Genomic DNA, 18,197 nt, shown 5'->3' on the forward strand with positions numbered 1-18,197 from the left:
CCCCACAACTGCCTTTGCTTCAGCATCCGCATCACTCATACCGGCCCAGCCACAAATAGACCTCCGCCAGCACCGTTTTGGCCGACCACTTCGAAGGAGCCCCCACCAGCCTGCCCGCATCCGGCAGATTCGACTCGGCAAACAACAGATCGCTCACGACCAGCGCATACACATCCGCCTGCCGCGCTGCGCTTAACATTGATCGAATCCATATTCGCCTCCGTCCGTATCGGCACTCCCGCCCAGTTGCGGACAAGGTAAAAATAATTCAGGGCCCGCAAAAATCTCGCCTCCGCCAGATACCGCGCCTTATCGGCATCCCCAACCGCAGAAGCCAGAGGGATCTTCTGTACCATGATATTGGCATTCCGGATCGACAGATAAAACAAATTCCACATACCCGCTACCCTGCTGATATTGGTATTGTCCAAACCCGAGTAGGTATTGAGCACAGCATGACTTCCCCGACCGTAAAAATAGTCGGCATAACACTCCAACTGCGTCTGATAAAGGGCCCCCAGACCGCCTCCATCCCGCAACGGCGTATAAATAGCATTGAGACCCGCCTCCACTTCAGCAGGCTTCTTGTAAAAATTCTCCGCCGCGATCGACTCCGGATGCTCTTCCAGCGTCTTCTTACAGGAAGCCCCCGCCACGGCAACGATCAGCAAAATATATAGATATCGCATAAGTTAAATTTAAAGATCAAAAACCACAACGGATACCGAATGTCACGGACTTGTACGTCGGATAGGTATAGTAATCTATCCCCTGCATGTACGAAGCTTGCTGCCGCCATAGGTATTGATATCCGGATCATACCAGGAATACTTCGTCAGCGTTATCAGATTTTGTCCGCTGGCATACAGCTGCAAACTCCTGCACCACCCCACCCGCCAGTTGCTCACCGGCAGATTATAAGCCAGCTGTATGTTCCGGAAACGCAGATAAGACCCGTTCTCGACAAATCGGTTGGAAATATTCCCCGAAAGACTCCTGCTCACCTTCGGATATTTTGCATTCGTATTGGTTGGCGTCCAGTGGTGATTGAATTGATCCTGCGTCAGATTAAGTCCCATGCCCAGATCCAGCGACGAAGCCATATTCAGGTCGTAAATATCGTTGCCCTGAGTTCCCTGAACGAACACCGTCAGCTCGAATCCCTTATATCCAAGAACCGAACTGAGGCCGTACGTGAACTTCGGATTGGGATTCCCGATATAGGTCTTGTCGTCAGGAGTGATCTTTCCGTCCTTATTGAGATCAGCGTATTGGATATCTCCCTTTGCCGTATATCCGTTCTCCTTATAACCATAAAACACGCCGAAAGGCTGCCCTTCCCGCAGCAGATTGACAAAATCGCTCAGACTACCCGTATAGATCGTCCCTCCGTAAATATCCTGATGCTGGTACAGCTTCACCACCTTATTCCTGTTGAAGGAAATATTGCCGGCTATCGTCCACTTCACCGGTCCCTTAAAAATATCCGACTCCACGCCGATCTCGAGACCTTTGTTCTGGATCTCGCCGACGTTCTGGTACGTGGTGGTATAACCCATGGACGAGGGAAGTGTCACCCTGTTCAGCAGATTCTTTGTCTTCTTGACATACACATCGGCCGTCAGCCTGAGCCTGTTGTTCAGAAATCCCGCGTCGACACCCGCGTCCCATTCATTCGTGGTCTCCCATTTCAGCCTGCCCGGCAGCACCGTACTGGGAGCATAGGTCGTATTGAGCGCATCCCCGAAAATGGTGTATCCCGAAGACAGCTGATTCAGGGTCTGATAGGGCGTGACCGCCGTACTGCCTGTTGCGCCATAGCTCGCCCTCAGTTTCAGGTCGGACACTACGTTCGAGCTCCTTAGAAACTGGTTCGCTGGACAGATGCCACGCAAGCGCGGCTGAAGGGAAATTGCTCCATTTATCACCTTCTGAATAACGCGAAGACCCGTCCCGGCGCCAACTCACCGTGGCAAGATATTTATCCGCATAGCTGTAGTTGATCCTCCCCAGCCAGGACAGCAACGCCCATTTCTGATAGCTGCTCCCCGGAATGCCTGGCGTCGCCGCCGAGCTCAGACCACCGGTTTGTATCACATCGCTGAGAAAACCCGTACCCGACCCGTTAAGAGTAGTCGTAACATAGTCCTGATAGGTAAATCCTCCGGTGAAGGACAGCCGGTGTTCGCCAAAAGCCTTCGAATAGGTAGCAACATTCTCGTTCAGCAGACTGGTCGTCTGCGTAGTACTGATATTCGCACTGCCGGGCGAATTGGTGGTAGGCTCGATAGAAGCATAGTAGTCGCTCCGGCTGTTCCCATTCTGGATACCGCCCGAGATACGGATCGAAAGATCCTTTATCGGCCGGATGGTAAGTGCCGCATTCGAGAACACCTGATCGGACTTGCCATTGTCCATGATTCGGTAAAGATTGACCAGCGGATTGACGATGACATTCGAGATGAACGAATAAGCCGTATTGAGGCGCCGAAGCGACCCATCCGGCAGATAAGGCGTAACCGTCGGAGGAGCCATCAGCATACCCGAAATCAGGTCCTGCCCCCTGTTGCTCGATCCCGAGTTCTCGATGACGGCTGTCCAGCCGCGTCAGATACATATTATAGGATACGTTGAAGACCTTGCTGATATCGTGGCTCAGCGTCCCCCGAATCGTATACCGGTTATAGTCGCTATTGCGTATGATCCTGTCCTGCCGGAAGACACCCGTCGACAGAGAGAACCTGGTCTTGTCGTTACCTCCGCTGACATTCAGACTGGTCGTCAGCATCGGGGCATTGTGCATCACCAGGCGCTGCCAATCGGTGTTTGGCCCCTTCGCAAAAGAATCCACCTGCGCGGAAGAAAAATAAGGAGTTACCCCGTCATTGGTCGCCTGCTCATTGTAGAACTGAGCATACTGCTGACCGTTCATCAGTTTGATATATTTCATAGGTGACTGAACGCTGTAACCCGTCTCCAGATCAACAAGTGTTTTACCCGACCGCCCGTTCCTGGTCGTGATAATAATGACCCCGCTTTGCCCCCCTCGAACCATAGATGGCGATCGAAGACGCGTCTTTCAGTATCTCGATCGACTCGATATCCCCTGTTCTGCAGGAAGACCGGATTACCCGAATAGGGAAAACCGTCGATGACATACAGCGGTTCATTTCCCCCCAGTATCGAATTCGTGCCGCGGATCCTAACGCTGATCGCACCACCCGGTGCGCCGTTATTCTGCTGGACAACGACACCCGTCGCCCTTCCCTGCAAAGCGTTCACTATATTATTCGTAGGATAGCTCGTGACCTCCGCCGGCTTCACCTGCGAGACCGAACCCGTAAGGTCCCTCTTGCGCACCATGCCATAGCCGATGACCACGATCTCATTCAGCGACTTCGGATTGATCGTCATGGCCAGACTGATATCATTCCGCCCGCGCAGCGACAGTTCCTCCGTTTTATAACCCGTGTAAGAGATCAGCAGAACCGCATCTTTGGAAATCCCCTTCAGAACAAAGCTGCCATCGAGATTCTGTCGCGACACTCTGCGTCCCGCCTTTCACCATAACAGTGGCCCCCTGAATGGGATTACCCTTCTCATCCCTTATAACACCCCTCACGTCAACAGGCGGCGGAGGCGCCAGCTTCTGGCTCTGCCAAAGAAGGAGCCAACTGTGGCTTCTCTTTGACAACGATCATTTTATTCAGGATCGACCAGGTATAGGCCTGATTCGAAAAACACACCGCCAGAGCGTGTTCCAGCGGCGCATTCCGCAGACTGACCGTAATGGGATTGGCCTTCTGCAAAAAGGTCTCGGTGTAAACGAACTTATAGCCCGTTTGCCTTTCAATAAGAGTAAAAAACTTTTTCCGGCGGGGCATTGCGCTCCGATAACGACACTTTCTGGGCAAAGCCCCTGGCATTTACCTGTAGCATCGTACATACCAATAAAGCCGCAGTAAGTTTCATTTTCAAGCAATTTGTAAATGGGTTGCCCCCAGCCCCTCGTGCTTGGCAAATAGCAATCAATACCATAACTTTGGATAGTTTGGGTTAATTAATCACTGCTCCGCTTCCAACGGAGATCAGCATTAGACGTTTGTTGAATTAATCCGAATTTAGCCGGATCCTGATGGCGTCAGGGTCCGGTGTTTATTTTACAACAGTAACTGTTCTCTCTCCTGTTTTGAAATGTACTTTCCCCGTCAGTGACAGGGCATTCAGCGCTTCCGACATAGGCGCATTCCGCGGTATGCGGGCGTAAAACCGCTCCGTTATATTCTCTCCCTCATAGTCCACCTTTATATTATACCAGCGCGCCAGTTGCCGCATAATACTCCTGATATCCGCCCGCCGGAAATAAAATTCCTCGTCCTTCCATGCCACGACCTCGTCCGTATTGATGCCGCTCACCACTTTCATGCTCCTGCCGTTCACCTGCACCTGCTGACCGGGAGCTATCAGGCTTTGATCCCCGCCGTTCACCACCTTCACAGCGCCTTCGACAAGTGTGGTAGCCACAGCTGATTCGTCCGTGTAGGCGTTGACATCAAAGGAGGTTCCCAGTACCTGAACGGTCATGTCGTTATAGTGGACCATAAAGGGACGGCGGGCTTCCGGAGCGATCTCAAAATAGGCCTCACCCGTGATCTCCACATTTCTCTCCCTGTTACCAAAGTTCACCGGGAATTTCACCGACGACTCGGCATTCAGCCATACACGCGAGCCATCCGGCAGTATCAGGCGGTATTGGTTACCCGTATTGGTGGTCAGCGTATTGTAGGCCAACTCCCGCGACGAAGCAGCCGGACCCGCCGCGTTGTACGCTAACGCTCCTTTCAGGTTGATAACGGTATTATTTCCCTGCCGGCCGATGGTGCCACCACCCGCACTGTCAAGTGCGATCTGCCGCCCGTCAGCCAAAGTAAGCATTGCCGCTTTTCTGCCCGGCGCCTGGTCATACTTCAACACGGGACCCGCAGCGACCGGCAAAGCCTTACTCACCCCCCGAAATAAAAGAACCTTACCAGAAAAACGACCACCACCGCCGCAGCAGCGGTCCATCCGATCCATATAGGTATTCGGCGTACCGGTCTCCTGACTGGCTGCAAAGCGCCGGCCGCTATAATATTTGAAAAGACAGCCTCCGCGCGGTCCTCACTCAGCTGCACCCCGCCAACGCCCGCTGCCTCACCCACCACCCCGGCTCCGCCCGAAAATAGCCTCGTCGATCAACTGCTGTATTTCCGCCTCATGCCCCCCGGAGCGTATGATCTCCATCAGCTCGCGCCGCTCATCGGCCGTAGCCTCCCTGCCTGATGACGCAGGAATAAATATCTAAGTCGTTGCAAACTGGTGTCCATTTCCTACCAGACACACGAATAGAAAAAGAGGGGTAGAAAAATCGAAGATTAATTCAAAAAAAATAACAGAAGTACCAACTCCGGGATATGCCTGAACTGCCGCAGCTGCAGCCGGACCGTGCGCAGGGCCTCCGAAACATGCTTTTTTACCGTTTCCCGGCTCACATTCAGCTGGCGGGCAATGTCCTCGTGCTTCAGACCTTCCATACGGCTGAGCTCGAACACCCGCTTTTGCTGGGGGGTGAGCGTCGCGACCACTTTTTGCAGCGCCTCCCGCAGCTCCCGATAAGAGATGTCATCCAGGGCCGTACTCCTCAGGGTAGCCATTTGTAAAGGGAAAAGCCTTTCCAGCAACAGCTCCTCATAAGCCTGCTTCCTCAGCGTATTATAAATATGATTGCGTGTGATCGTATTCAGCCAGGCACTGAAACAATTTATTTCCGGAAGCTTCTCCCTCCCGAGCCAAATTTTCAGAAATACCTCCTGCAGCACATCCTCCGCCAGGCTGGCGGATTGCAGGAGTCGCAGCGCTATATTGTAGACACGATCCCGATGTTCGGAATACAGCGTGTGGAAGGCCGCCTCGTCACCCCCGGCAACAAGGGCAAGCAGGCCTTTCTCCTCATATGTGGAGTAATTCTTCACAAGCAATCTGCGCGGTTGTGAAGTAAAGGTAACAAAAATTCATTCACCCTTCAACCACTACCTCACCACGATCACCACTCCATCCCTCTTCTCCTCCAACCACCCGATAGCCCTGCAACACTCCTCCGCCAGCCCACTACTCCTCAACAACCCCTCGAACTCCGGAGCCACCCGCTCCTCCACCGCCACCAGCAGTCCCCCGCTGGTCTGCGGATCGGCCAGCACATTCCGCTGTGCCTCCGTCACCTCCCCTATCTTATGTCCATAACTTTTCCAGTTCCTGACCGTCCCACCCGGGATACATCCCTGCTCCAGATAATACGGCAACGACCCTACCACCGGTACCTTGCCAAATTCCAGCACCGCCGAGACACCGCTTCCCTCACACATCTCCGAAAGATGCCCCAGCAATCCAAAACCCGTCACGTCCGTCATGGCCCCTTACCCCTTTCCACTTGCCAAACTCCTCGCCTAATTTATTCAGCCGCACCATGCTCTCCAGCGCAACCAACGCATCCTCCGGCCTCAGCACTCCCCGCTTCTGCGCCGTCGACAACACACCCATTCCCAACGCCTTGGTCAGATAGAGCCGGCACCCCGCCGCCGCCGTCGAGTTCTGCTTCAACTGACCCAGCCCCACCAGCCCATTGACTGCCAGGCCAAACACCGGCTCGGGACAATCGATGCTATGCCCTCCCGCCAGCGCTATACCCGCCTCCGCGCATATCGCCCGCGCACCCTCCAGAACCCGCTGCGCCACTTCCGGCGCCAGCTTGTCCACAGGCCAGCCCAGGATCGCGATAGCAAGCACCGGCCTGCCACCCATCGCATATACATCACTGATAGCATTTGCGGAAGCGATCCTCCCGAAGTCATACGCGTCGTCCACGATCGGCATAAAAAAATCCGTCGTCGAAATCAACGCCGTCCCATTGCCCAGATCCAGCACGGCCGCGTCATCCCGCTTGTCATTCCCTACCAGCAGTCGCGGATCGACCAATCCCGGCACCGAACTATGCAATATCCTGTCCAGAACAGCCGGACTTATCTTGCACCCGCAACCCGCGCCATGCGAAAACTGCGTCAACTTTATATCTATAGTCTGATTCATCAATTCTCCCCCCGTTCACCGGCGGTTCACATCCCCCCGAGCTTCACATCCCCCCCATGGTTCACAACATTCCATCCCCGGTTCTCCTCCTCACCAGCGGTTCACGCCATCCCCTCCGGTTCACATCCCTCCCGGCGGCTCACACCCCCACCCCCTCTGCCGCCGCCAGCACCAACTCCGCATTCCGCTCCACCACCCCATCCTTTACAGGCACCACCACTACCCGATTCATATCCCTCCCCTTCAAACCCGTCCGGTACGTCTTGTCATAATACACCAACACCTCCCGCACAAAATCTTCCATCCTCCCCTCTCTGATCGCAACCACCGCCCGCTTCGTCTGCTCCGGTCCCAGCCGCTTCCAGATCCTCTCCGTACACTCGACCAGAAAATCCGGGTTCAGCGACCCATATTCCTTCGCAAGATACGCTACGCGGAATTCCACCGGCACCTGCACATCGAACAACACCGCTTCCTGCATCGCGTTCCAGAGACTTCGCGGGACCATCCTTTTGCCGATGTTAAGGCTTTCATCCTCCACCCATATTCTCCGATCCGCCTGCATCCCGTTCAACTGCAGCGCAAGATTATTTTCGAACTGCTCCTGCGACGGCTGTACCAGCCGGCCAAGCGTGCCATAACTCGATCCATGATGCTGCGCCAGTTCCTCCAGATCGATCACCTGCTCACGCCGGTTCCGCAGCTCTTGCAAAATTCTCGTCTTTCCAGAACCCGTCATCCCCCTACGACCGCCAAATTCCAGGACCTTTCAAATTGGTCATGCACCCAACGACGATACCGCTTATATCCTCCTTCGATAAGGTAGACCTTAAAACCATACATATCCAGCGCCCAGGCCATCGCCCCGCTTCGCATCCCGCCCCGCCAGCAGTGTACCGCGATCTTCTTTTCCGGCGCCAGTTCCAGAGCGGTCCGGATAAATCCCGACCACTTCGACCCCACAAGGTCAAAACCCAGTAATATCGCAGCCTCCCTGCTCTTCTGCTTGTAAGTCGTACCCACGACAACCCTCTCCTCATTGCTGAACAACGGCAGATTGAAAGCACCCGGGATATGCCCGTGCCCGAACTCCGCCGGCGTACGCACGTCTGCCACCGGGATACCGGCTTCCATTTCCTCTACAGCAATCCTGCGGATCATAAATAGTTGAATTTTCGCCTCGCAATATAAAGGATCGTAACCATGTTGCGAGTCACCCGGCCGTTAAATTTACTCTGTGCAATTTGCTCCAGCCCGGCAAGTACAGCCTCCCGGTCCGGGAGGATATTGATATTGGAATAAGTCGCATACAGAGCCGCCACCTCGGCGGGATTGAGTACCAGCTCCCAGGAGTCAGACCGGTGCTCCACAACATCAAAAGCTCCGCTCTTCTCCAGAGCAGACAGCCTCGCCGCCACATCCAGCGCGAAAGGCAGATCCCCGCTTCCCCTCGACGGACTGTGCGGCTCACCGCCCACCAGCTCCTTCGTCGCCTCATGAAAAGCGTCGACCCTGCCCGGCTCTCCAAAAACATTCCACACCATCGCCCACCAGCCCCCGGGACGCAGCAGCCGCGCTACCTTCGCCAGCGCCTCATCCTCGCTAAGCCAATGAAAGGCGGTAGCGCAAACACCAAGCCCATAACCACCCTCCAGCAACTCCACATCCTCGAAGGACGAAACAACCACCCGGAGCGAATTATCCCGATTGCGCTCACGAAGAAAACCCGCCAGCCGCTGATCCGGCTCGACCGCGACAAGGCTATTCACACCCAGATCAAGCAGCCTCCTCGTGGCAATACCCGTCCCCGCCCCGATCTCGAACGCATCCGTCCCCGGACCGCATCCGCACCGCACCCTGAGAACCTCGTATACCCATTCGGGATAGGCCGGACGGATAGCATGATAACCCGCCGGATCAGCCCCAAAAGCCTGCCGACCGAACCCGCGATCAATAATAGATTTCCCTTTTTCCATCGAGGCCCAAAATAACAAAAATCACCCTAACCGGCCCTCCCGTCCATCCCTTCACCCAAGGGGCACCATCCCATCACCCCAACCAGGGCACCTCCACCAACTCCAAAAAAATTTGCATACCTCAAAAAAATTACCAACCTTAGTGTCCTATTTCACTAGGACACCATGATAAACATATCCAACCTTCACTTCTCCTACGGCCGAAGACCCGTCTTCTCCGGACTAAACCTCCGGCTCGGACCAGGAACCATCTGCGGACTCCTCGGCCGCAACGGCACAGGCAAATCCACCCTCCTCCGCAACATCGGCGGCTTCCTCTTCCCACAACAAGGCGAGATCGACACCCTCGGTTTCCAGCCCGGACGACGCCAGCCCGCCTTCCTCGAACAGGTCCTCCTCGTACCCGAGACCTTCCAGCTGCCACCGACCACCATCCGCCAGTGGCTAAAGAACAACACCCCCTTCTACAAAAACTTCGATAACGACGCCTTCGCACAACATATAAAAGACTTCGACGTCCCCGTAACCTCCCGCCTGACCGAACTCAGCTACGGCCAGCAAAAAAGCGCTGATCAGCTTCGCCCTCGCGACCAACGCCCCGCTCCTGCTGATGGACGAACCCACCAACGGCCTCGACATCGCCGGCAAAAGCCAGTTCCGCAAGATCATCGCCGGCGCCATCGACGAATCCCGGGCCATCCTCATCAGCACCCACCAGGTAAAAGACCTCGAACAGCTGATCGACCGCATCCTCATCATCGACGAAGGAAAGATCGTCTTCGACCAGCCCCTCGCAAAAATAGCCGACAAGCTCCTGTTCAAACTCTCCTTCGACCCCGAAGAAGAAACGCAGTCCCTCTACTGTGAAACCTCCTTTAAGGGAAGCTCGCTCATCCTCCCGAATACCGAACAAAAGGAAAGCCGCCCCGACCTCGAGATGCTATACAAAGCCATTACTACCGATCCCCTCACGATAAACGCACTGTTCAAATGAATACCCTCTCCGATACCTTCAGCTTTCACCGCTGGTGGCTTCTCGTCAGCAAACACTGGTCGGAGAACTACCGGCGTTACCTGCTGTTCCTCCTCGCGATAGCCGGTCTCCTCCTGGCCTGGTTCTCCTTCATCCTGATGGTCAGCCAGCTCACGCTCGTCGACCTCTTCATGCAGTTCTCGGCCTACTTCTCCGGCCTCTATCTCGTCGGCTGTTTCTACGCCAGCTGGCTCTTTGCCGACCTCAACTCCACCCAGGGCGGCATCGGCTTCCTCGCTCTGCCCGCCTCCCACCTGGAAAAATTACTCTGCGCCCTCTTTTTCGGCGTCATAGTCTTCTCCCTCGGATATACTCTCGTCTTCTATTTGGTGGATGTCCCAATCCTCCAACTCAGCAACAGCATACTCGAACACTACCCGCGCAACTATCAGGGCACCACGGTCCGCATACCACCAGCTATACTATACAACGTATTCAACAACCAGAACTTTATCCCCGAAACCAGGCTTTTCCTGTCCGGCTTCTTCTCCGCCCAGGCCCTTTTCTTCCTCGGCGGCGTATATTTCACCCGCTGGACCTTTATCAAATCCGTCATCGTAACCCTGCTCTGCCTGCTCACATTCGTAGTCATCGACGCGAAACTGATCAACTTCTTCCTGCCTTCCGGCTGGCACGACGTTTTCTTCCTCTGGGTCCACTCCGACCCGAACGACCACCCGAACCAGTATATCAGACTCCCCCACACACTGGAAAAACTACTCGATATATTCATCGCTGTCTGCGCCCCCCTTATCCTCTGGATCATCACCTGGCAACGGCTAAAAGAAAAAGAAGTATAGCATGGAATTCAGAGAATCACAGCCCATCTACCTGCAGATCGCGGACTTCGTCTGCGAGAAGATCCTGCTGCAACAGTGGCTGCCGGGCCAGCGCATCCCCTCAGTCCGCGAATTTGCCGTCCAGCTGGAAGTCAACCCCAATACCGTGCTCCGGACCTACGAATTCCTCCAGCAGGAATCCATCATTTTCAACCAGCGGGGCATCGGCCTGTTCACCGCCGAAGACGCCGTAACCCAGGCCACCCGGTACAGAAAAACACAGTTCGTCGAAAAAGACCTGCCCCAGCTGCTGCGCAGCCTCTTCCTCCTCGACATGGACCCGCAGGAGCTCACGCCTGTCTACGAGAAGTTCAAAAAACAAATGCTCCGCCAAAAATCATAAATCAGGAAGCACATGAAAAAAGCAATCAACTCTTAATAGCCTTATTCCTGCTGGCGCTCCTGGTCATCGGCTTTGCCAACCTTACCCTATACAGCGAATACCGGAAAGGAAATATTACCTCCCGCGACCAGCTGATGGCTTACGGCTGGACCACCACACCACTCCCCCGAATCCATACCGTATCCCTCAACGGGGTCGTATGGGCCAATTTCATCCCCTCCGATTCCAACTATGTGGAATACCCGGTCGTCGCCGATAAAACTACCGGCAACTACGTCCGGGAGATCCATCAGTCCGGCGATACCCTCTATCTAACGGGTCCCTACGGAATGCCCAACCGTCGCATCTGGGCCGACTGGCCCTACCGCCACAGCTTCGCACCCATCAATATACACTTCAGAAACCTCCGCTCCATCGACATCACCAACAGTCAGATCTACGTCGAAGGCACGCCCGGACCCACTACCCCAAAACCCATCCGGATCAGCGCCGCAGGCTCCTCCGTCTGGATAGGCGACTATACCGAAAACCCGAAAAACCAGGAATCCCCAAAAGAATATTTCGACTCGCTGGACCTCCGGCTTGACAATAGCTTGCTGCTGCTGAATAAACCGGCCGTGATCCCAAAACTCCACGCCAGACTGGACAACCACTCCGAACTCAACGACAGGATCGCCACCCTCGGCGCGGCAGACATCAGCCCGGGTCCCGATTCACGTGTATCCATTACAGGTACTAATTTTCCAAACACAACTATTAACGTCCACTAACTAAACTACATCCCATGCAACTCTCCATTGATAGGTTATCCAAGACCTATCCCAACGGCGTGCGCGCCCTACACAACGTATCCCTCACCCTCGGCAACGGCATGTTCGGCCTCCTCGGCCCCAACGGCGCAGGGAAATCTTCACTGATGCGAACCATCGCCACCCTCCAGGAACCCGACTCCGGCAGCATACGCCTCGATGAGCTCGACGTCCTCGATAACAAGACCGGCGTCCGCCGCCTGCTCGGCTACCTCCCCAGGAATTCGGCGTCTATCCCAAAATATCCGCCCGGCAAATGCTCGACCATATCGCCCGCCTAAAAGGCATCGAACACACCAACGAACGCAAAGACCTCGTCCTCGCCCTCCTCGACAAGGTGAACCTCTATAAAGACCGCGACCGCAAACTCGGCACCTATTCCGGCGGTATGAAACAACGCTGGGGCATCGCACAAGCCCTCGTCGGCAACCCCAGGCTCATCATCGTCGACGAACCCACCGCGGGACTCGACCCCGCCGAACGCAACCGCTTTTACAATCTGCTCAGCCAGCTCGGCGAACAGACCATCGTCATCCTCTCCACCCATATCGTCGAAGACGTCTCTACGCTCTGCTCGCAGTTCGCCATCATCTGTCACGGAGAGGTCCTCTACCACGGAGAACCTGAAAACGCCATCAAAAGCCTCGAAGGAAAAATCTACAGCAAACGAATTCCCCGCAACGAAATTGAAAAATACCGCGCCGGCTACCCTATCGTCAGCACACAGCTCAAGGCCGGCCAGCTCTACATCCGCATCAAGTCCGCCGACCATCCCGGCAATGGCTTCAGCCCCGCCGCTCCCGACACTGGAAGACGTCTACTTCACCCATATTTCCACAAAAATGGACATCAACACCCTTTAATAGTTTTCCTATGTTCAAAGAAATATTTGGCTTCGAGATCCGCTACCGGCTCCGCAGGCCCGCAGTCTATATTTACTTCTTCCTCGTGCTCATCTTCTCCGCCTTTACCTTTGCAAAAGGCGACGTCCCCATGGGAGAAAAAGAATGGATCGACTCCCCCGTCGTCCTCACACAATTCGCCGGAATCATGTCCGTGTTCCTCATGGTCGCCAGCGCCTCTATCATGGGCATGGCTATCTACAGAGACCTCGAATACGGGACCAAAGAATACTTTCTGTCGTATCCCATCACAAAACCCGGCTATTTCTGGGGGCGATACCTCGGCTCATTTATTTTCGTCGTCGCCATCGGAGCAGCGACCATGATCGGAGCCTGGCTCGGGTCCCGCCTGGGCCCGGCCTTCGGCTGGCAGCCAAAGGACCGCTATGGCAACCCCGAGCTGGCAAAATATCTGTACCCCTTTCTCACACTGATGCTCCCCTCCCTGTTTTTCACCTCTTCCTTCTTCTTTGGACTGGTCTCCGCCTTCCGCAACGTAAAGGTGATTTACAGCAGCGGCACACTCCTTTTCCTTGGCTACATGATCAGCAGCTTCTTCCTCCACAATTCCCATAACCAGACCGTCATCTACCTCACAGACCCTTTCAACTTCAATGGGTTGCGGGCCGAGGTCGCCGGCTGGTCACCCGACCAGCACAACCACTCACTGGTCAGAATGCAGGGGCTACTCCTGAAAAACCGTATCCTCTGGACGGCTATCGCACTGGCCGGACTGGCGATCACCTGGTTCCGCTTCAGCTTCGAACGCTTCTTCAGCGGCCGCCAGCAACACAAGACCGCGATAACCCTCAACCAGACAAAACCCCAGCCACCACGGCACCCCTATATCAATCTCAAAGGCGGCCGTTACAACCGTAAATGCCTCTACAACCTCACCCGCATAGAAATACTCAATATCGTCCGCGACAGCTATCTCTGGATCATTCTCTCCGGCGGCCTTATCTTCATGTTCTTTATCTTCTGGATGGGACCCGGTCGGTATGGCGTACCCGACTATCCACGTACCTCCTTCTTTATGGGCGTCTTTATGGAAACTTTTCCACTCTTTCTTTTCCTCATCATCGTCTTCTACACCGGCGAGACCGTACACCGCGAAAAAAATACCCGGTACGACCTGATCAACGATACGCTGCCTCCTCCAACCTGGATCTTCAACTCCGCAAAGCTGCTCGCCCTCCTCGCCCTTGCCATCGGCCTGGCCCTCTCTCCATTACTGATAGGCCTTTCCGTCCAGCTGTTCAAAGGCTATCCCTACCTCAACCTCACCCAATACGCCTCATCGGAATTGGTAGTGATCATTCCGAAAATGACCGCAACAGTCCTCTTCTGTTACGCCATCCATATCACTATCGACAACGAATTCGCCGCCCACGGCGTCGCGATCACCATCTGGACGATACTCTTCGCGCTGACCACCTTCAACTATTTCGACTACCACCTGCTGCTCTATTCTTATATACCACAGTTCTGGGCAACCGACATCGACGGCATCGGCCATATGGTCCGACCGGCCCTATGGTACCAGATCTATTGGACAACTGCCGGCATCCTTATGGTCTTCATCGGCTCGCTTTTCTATGCAAGAGGGACCCGTACCTCGTGGAAAGAAAAGACAGTCCTCGCCCGCCAGCGCTTCCGCGGATGGACGACCACCGGCATCGTCGCGACAGCCCTGCTCTTCCTCACCATAGGAGGATATATCTATTATAATGTCAGCTATCTCAACGAATACCTTACCCCATGGGAAAAAGATGAGAGGGCGGCGATTACCGAAAAACACCTGCGACGCTTCGCCGACATCCCCCAACCGACCACCACTCATATCAGCATGCGGCTCGACCTATACCCCGATATCCAGCAGGAGACAACAAAGGCATTCGTCACCCTCGCAAACAAGACCAATACAACGATCGACAGCCTCCTTGTCGACGGCGACGGCCTGGACTTCGAGGTCTATTCCAACACAGGTAAACTCCCCTATACCTGCCCCCTCTACTTTCCAAGAGGACGCTACGACTTCTTCCGTCCGCAGCAGGAACCCTCGGACTATCGCTGGTACAAACTCGAAAACCCGCTAAAACCCGGCGACACTACACAACTCGAAGTGCGCTCCACAGTCGACCACAAAGGTTTCGAGAATTCTCTCTACAACGCCAACCTCCTCCACAATATCCTGTTCACCGGCGGCAACCTGCCCGGCCTTGGATATGACAAAGGAGACGAGCTTGGCAGGAACGATATCCGGAGAGAACACGGCCTGCCCAAAAAGACCCCAGCGAGATCACCCGCAGCAACCCCAACCTCATCAGCTTCGATATCACCGTCAGCACCTCCGCCAACCAGGTCGCCCTCGTCCCCGGCCACCTCGAAAAAGAATGGACCGACGGCAACCGTCACTTTTATAAATACGTGCAAAACAACCCCGGCACCTATGCCCCCTTCGGCATCCTGTCGGCCCGCTACAAATCATCTTCCGCCACAGTCACCCTCCCCGACGGCCGCCCCCTCGACGTCAGCATCTTCTACCACGCGACGAACGACCTGAACCTTGCCCATTTTGATTCTGTACTACAGGACGGTCTCCAATACTACTCGCGCAATTTCGGCCCCTACCCCTTCCCCCGGCTTACACTGATGGAAACTCCCGTCTACGGCCCCTTTAGCGTCGCCATGCAGGGAGAGATCGGACTGATCGAGAACATCGGTGGCTGGAACGCCGACCTCAGAGGCAACAGCAAAGCAGACTATCCCTACTACAATGCCGCCGTCGTCCTCGCCGGACAGTGGTGGGGACAACAGCTGGCCCCCAATAACGCCAAAAGTTCCCCCGTCATCACCAAAGGGCTCGCCGTCTACTCCGCACTGCAGCTGCTGCGGCAATACCACGGCAAAGACGCAGTAACCCCCTTCCTCGAAGACCTTCAACGCACCTACGGCTGGGGACACCGCACCGACTTCGACGGCGAACACGACCTGCTGCACGCCAACAAACCACATCTCTGGGAGGCAAAGGCACCCCTCCTCCTCTATAACCTTGCAGAACACATCGGCGCAGACAGCGTCAACGCCGCACTCCGCGACTTTCTTCAACAGTGGAAATTCCGCAGCGATAGCCCATACGCCGGCGTCGCCGACCTCTATAAATGTCTGCAAAAACATACACCCGGCTATGCAAAAGATTATCTTAAAAACGCGTGGGAAACTTCAACACCTCTCTCTGAGCTAAAGCCACCAGTCTCTTCACTCAACCTAACAAAAAAACAAGCCCTCTGTAGAGACAGAGGGCCGTAACCAAAACTAACTGCTTATGAGAAAAATTGTAACTTCTACTTGCTGATACAAAGATACGCCATCAGGCCATGAGCATAATGTTAAGAATTCCCTGCTATCGTTAAAAAAATCTAAAAATTCCGCTGGCGGGCCGCGTAACAATTCCCCGGTCCGCCCCCTCCCGGGCCCGCCAAATCGCGGCTCCCTCCTGATCCCCAACCTTTTCGAGACACCGTGAACCCTCTCCCGGAGCTCATTATTGGTGGGGGTAATTGCCCGCACACCCACCCCGGTCGCCCGATTACTCCCCGGACGCCCGACCTCCCGCCCCTGCAGGGCCCTTTTATTTGACCCCGTGGCCCTATTTCAGCTCCTCGTCAATTTCTTTTATTATCAGGTCGCATTTCCGGAGCGCGATATCATATGCCTCGATATTTCCATTGAGGCTCTTCCCTTGTATGCCCATCAACCCGATGATCGGCGCCCGCAAGACCTCCTCCCAGTTTCCTCCTAACCCGGTGCTGTCGATCTTAAGATGGCTGACCAGATAGGGGATGATCAGCTGCTGCCGGGCATTATTGAAATAGTCATTCCTTCTTGTTATACGGGGAAAATCCTTTGTGTACAGATCTGTAATATTCAACAGCAGTTCCTTGTTCTCGATGATGCCCAGCTTTCCGCTCGATTTCAGTGCTTCATACCGGCTGATACGCGGATCGATCTGCGTATTGTCGAAAAAGACACCCGTATACTTCTGCAGGCTGTCACGGACAAGCGGCGCCCCCTGATTGACCGTCTCAAAATAGGCAGTCCCTCTTTGCCGCTTCCTGTAGTCCGCCTCGTCATCCCTCATCTCTTCCATATCCGCCTGCAGATCCTTCTTCAGCCCGGACAGGAACTCCCTCGCCTCGCTACCATCCTTCCTGCTCTCCGACCAGTTATGAAACCAGATCGACAGACTAACCGCAAAAACAATGATCGCCACCTCCAGCAATATCTCCTGTAGTTTATGTTGCCACTTCATCGTCTTGTCCTTTGCGACAGCGACAACCTTTTCCGTATGTTTGACAACTTCTAATTCAGCCATAGCATAAGTTAATGGTCAGCCCCAAATATACCCACCAGCCCCGATATCCAAAAATTACTTAACTTTCACTATCAAGCTTGTTCAATATGATCTCCAATACCACCATGGCAACCGCCCTGCTGTTCTGCCTCACCATCTCCGGTCTCCCCTCATCCCCCCGTCAGAACAGCGCCTGGCACCCCCTCTTCAACGGGAAAGACCTCGCGGAATGGACACACGTCGGACCCGGCAGCATGTCCGTCGAAAACGGACTGCTCAGAGGCCACGGCGGCATGGGACTTCTTTATTATAAAGCCCATCCCTTTAGCAACTGTACCTTCCGGATAGTATACCGGATGCAGGACTCCAACGACAACTCCGGCGTCTTCATCCGCATCCCCGTCGAACCCCACGAAGAATGGATGCCCGTACACTACGGCTATGAGGTCCAGATCGACAACCACCCCGAGACATCCGGCGAAGACGACTACCACATCACCGGAACACTATATTCATTGACCAAACCACTCGCCAAACCAGGCCGGCCCGGCCCGGAATGGAATACCATGGAGATCACCCTTTCCGGCCCCCGCACCATCGTAACGGTCAACGGGGCAAAAGTGACGGACTATACCGAAGGCGACCCCGTTCCAGCAAGAAAATTCGACTTCGAACCCCAGCGCGGCAGAAGACCCGACACCGGCTACTTCGGCATCCAGAACCACAGCGACAAAGACATCGTATTCTTCAAAGAAATCTCCGTACGTTATGCCAAATGATCCCCACTACCCCCATCAAAAGCCCGCAACTCACCCA

The 18,197-nt window shown here is 54.8% G+C and carries 19 protein-coding genes and 2 pseudogenes; 9 read left to right on the top strand and 12 right to left on the bottom strand.

Annotated elements, in window-relative coordinates; genetic code table 11:
* Positions 1-35: 35 nt before the first annotated feature.
* The 10 genes and pseudogenes from ACQ86N_RS34840 to ACQ86N_RS34885 all read right to left on the bottom strand — a co-directional run bounded on the left by ACQ86N_RS34840 (position 36) and on the right by ACQ86N_RS34885 (position 9,098).
* Positions 36-689, bottom strand: coding sequence for a RagB/SusD family nutrient uptake outer membrane protein (locus ACQ86N_RS34840; protein ID WP_431211073.1), 654 nt, complete (start codon positions 687-689; stop codon positions 36-38).
* 75 nt (positions 690-764) lie between these two features.
* Positions 765-1,847: a hypothetical protein gene (locus ACQ86N_RS34845; RefSeq protein ID WP_431211074.1), complete on the bottom strand. Its 1,083-nt coding sequence runs from the start codon at positions 1,845-1,847 to the stop codon at positions 765-767.
* Between the two features lie 1,099 nt (positions 1,848-2,946).
* On the bottom strand, positions 2,947-3,546 hold the full coding sequence (locus ACQ86N_RS34850) for a TonB-dependent receptor plug domain-containing protein (protein ID WP_431211075.1): 600 nt from the start codon (positions 3,544-3,546) through the stop codon (positions 2,947-2,949).
* Between the two features lie 77 nt (positions 3,547-3,623).
* Positions 3,624-3,809 (bottom strand): hypothetical protein, encoded by a 186-nt coding sequence (locus ACQ86N_RS34855; RefSeq protein ID WP_431211076.1) that lies wholly within the window; start codon positions 3,807-3,809, stop codon positions 3,624-3,626.
* Between the two features lie 346 nt (positions 3,810-4,155).
* Positions 4,156-5,007, bottom strand: coding sequence for a FecR family protein (locus tag ACQ86N_RS34860; protein ID WP_431211077.1), 852 nt, complete (start codon positions 5,005-5,007; stop codon positions 4,156-4,158).
* Positions 5,008-5,414: 407 nt separating this feature from the next.
* The gene (locus ACQ86N_RS34865; RefSeq protein WP_431211078.1) at positions 5,415-6,011 is read right to left on the bottom strand and encodes an RNA polymerase sigma factor; all 597 of its coding nucleotides are present in this window, start codon (positions 6,009-6,011) and stop codon (positions 5,415-5,417) included.
* A 57-nt stretch (positions 6,012-6,068) separates the two neighbouring features.
* A pseudogene (gene selD / locus ACQ86N_RS34870) lies at positions 6,069-7,122 on the bottom strand (selenide, water dikinase SelD).
* 139 nt (positions 7,123-7,261) lie between these two features.
* On the bottom strand, positions 7,262-7,834 hold the full coding sequence (locus ACQ86N_RS34875) for a hypothetical protein (RefSeq protein ID WP_431211079.1): 573 nt from the start codon (positions 7,832-7,834) through the stop codon (positions 7,262-7,264).
* A 23-nt stretch (positions 7,835-7,857) separates the two neighbouring features.
* A complete protein-coding gene (locus tag ACQ86N_RS34880) occupies positions 7,858-8,283 on the bottom strand; it encodes a rhodanese-like domain-containing protein (protein WP_431211080.1) in 426 nt (141 codons plus the stop codon).
* The gene (locus ACQ86N_RS34885; RefSeq protein WP_431211081.1) at positions 8,280-9,098 is read right to left on the bottom strand and encodes a class I SAM-dependent methyltransferase; all 819 of its coding nucleotides are present in this window, start codon (positions 9,096-9,098) and stop codon (positions 8,280-8,282) included. Before ACQ86N_RS34885 ends, ACQ86N_RS34880 begins: the two co-directional genes overlap by 4 nt.
* 165 nt (positions 9,099-9,263) lie before the next feature.
* Here ACQ86N_RS34885 and ACQ86N_RS34890 point away from each other — a divergent pair.
* Positions 9,264-9,602 (top strand): annotated as a pseudogene (locus ACQ86N_RS34890) (ATP-binding cassette domain-containing protein); the annotation flags it as partial.
* On the opposite strand, the gene ACQ86N_RS34895 reads toward ACQ86N_RS34890, so the two are convergent.
* Positions 9,543-9,722: a hypothetical protein gene (locus ACQ86N_RS34895; RefSeq protein WP_431218025.1), complete on the bottom strand. Its 180-nt coding sequence runs from the start codon at positions 9,720-9,722 to the stop codon at positions 9,543-9,545. The pseudogene ACQ86N_RS34890 and the gene ACQ86N_RS34895 overlap by 60 nt on opposite strands.
* Between ACQ86N_RS34895 and ACQ86N_RS34900 the strand changes: the two genes are divergently transcribed.
* The 7 genes from ACQ86N_RS34900 to ACQ86N_RS34930 all read left to right on the top strand — a co-directional run bounded on the left by ACQ86N_RS34900 (position 9,709) and on the right by ACQ86N_RS34930 (position 16,336).
* A complete protein-coding gene (locus ACQ86N_RS34900; RefSeq protein WP_431218026.1) occupies positions 9,709-10,092 on the top strand; it encodes a hypothetical protein in 384 nt (127 codons plus the stop codon). The genes ACQ86N_RS34895 and ACQ86N_RS34900 overlap by 14 nt on opposite strands.
* Positions 10,089-10,931: a hypothetical protein gene (locus ACQ86N_RS34905; RefSeq protein ID WP_431211082.1), complete on the top strand. Its 843-nt coding sequence runs from the start codon at positions 10,089-10,091 to the stop codon at positions 10,929-10,931. Before ACQ86N_RS34900 ends, ACQ86N_RS34905 begins: the two co-directional genes overlap by 4 nt.
* A gap of 1 nt (position 10,932) precedes the next feature.
* Positions 10,933-11,313: a GntR family transcriptional regulator gene (locus ACQ86N_RS34910; RefSeq protein ID WP_431211083.1), complete on the top strand. Its 381-nt coding sequence runs from the start codon at positions 10,933-10,935 to the stop codon at positions 11,311-11,313.
* Positions 11,314-11,447: 134 nt separating this feature from the next.
* On the top strand, positions 11,448-12,083 hold the full coding sequence (locus tag ACQ86N_RS34915) for a hypothetical protein (RefSeq protein ID WP_431211084.1): 636 nt from the start codon (positions 11,448-11,450) through the stop codon (positions 12,081-12,083).
* A 14-nt stretch (positions 12,084-12,097) separates the two neighbouring features.
* A complete protein-coding gene (locus ACQ86N_RS34920; protein WP_431211085.1) occupies positions 12,098-12,403 on the top strand; it encodes an ATP-binding cassette domain-containing protein in 306 nt (101 codons plus the stop codon).
* On the top strand, positions 12,379-13,350 hold the full coding sequence (locus ACQ86N_RS34925) for an ATP-binding cassette domain-containing protein (RefSeq protein ID WP_431211086.1): 972 nt from the start codon (positions 12,379-12,381) through the stop codon (positions 13,348-13,350). The genes ACQ86N_RS34920 and ACQ86N_RS34925 overlap by 25 nt, the downstream gene beginning before the upstream one ends.
* 2,104 nt (positions 13,351-15,454) lie before the next feature.
* Complete coding sequence (locus ACQ86N_RS34930) at positions 15,455-16,336, top strand: hypothetical protein (RefSeq protein WP_431211087.1); 882 nt, start codon at positions 15,455-15,457, stop codon at positions 16,334-16,336.
* A gap of 340 nt (positions 16,337-16,676) precedes the next feature.
* Here ACQ86N_RS34930 and ACQ86N_RS34935 read toward each other — a convergent pair whose 3' ends face one another.
* Positions 16,677-17,402, bottom strand: coding sequence for a DUF6090 family protein (locus ACQ86N_RS34935; RefSeq protein ID WP_431211088.1), 726 nt, complete (start codon positions 17,400-17,402; stop codon positions 16,677-16,679).
* Between the two features lie 86 nt (positions 17,403-17,488).
* Here ACQ86N_RS34935 and ACQ86N_RS34940 point away from each other — a divergent pair, with 86 nt between their 5' ends.
* Positions 17,489-18,160, top strand: a complete 672-nt coding sequence (locus ACQ86N_RS34940) for a 3-keto-disaccharide hydrolase (RefSeq protein WP_431211089.1) — start codon at positions 17,489-17,491, stop codon at positions 18,158-18,160.
* Positions 18,161-18,197: the final 37 nt, after the last annotated feature.

Origin of the sequence: Puia sp. P3 (assembly GCF_050632245.1) — a bacterium.
GTDB lineage: Bacteria > Bacteroidota > Bacteroidia > Chitinophagales > Chitinophagaceae > Puia.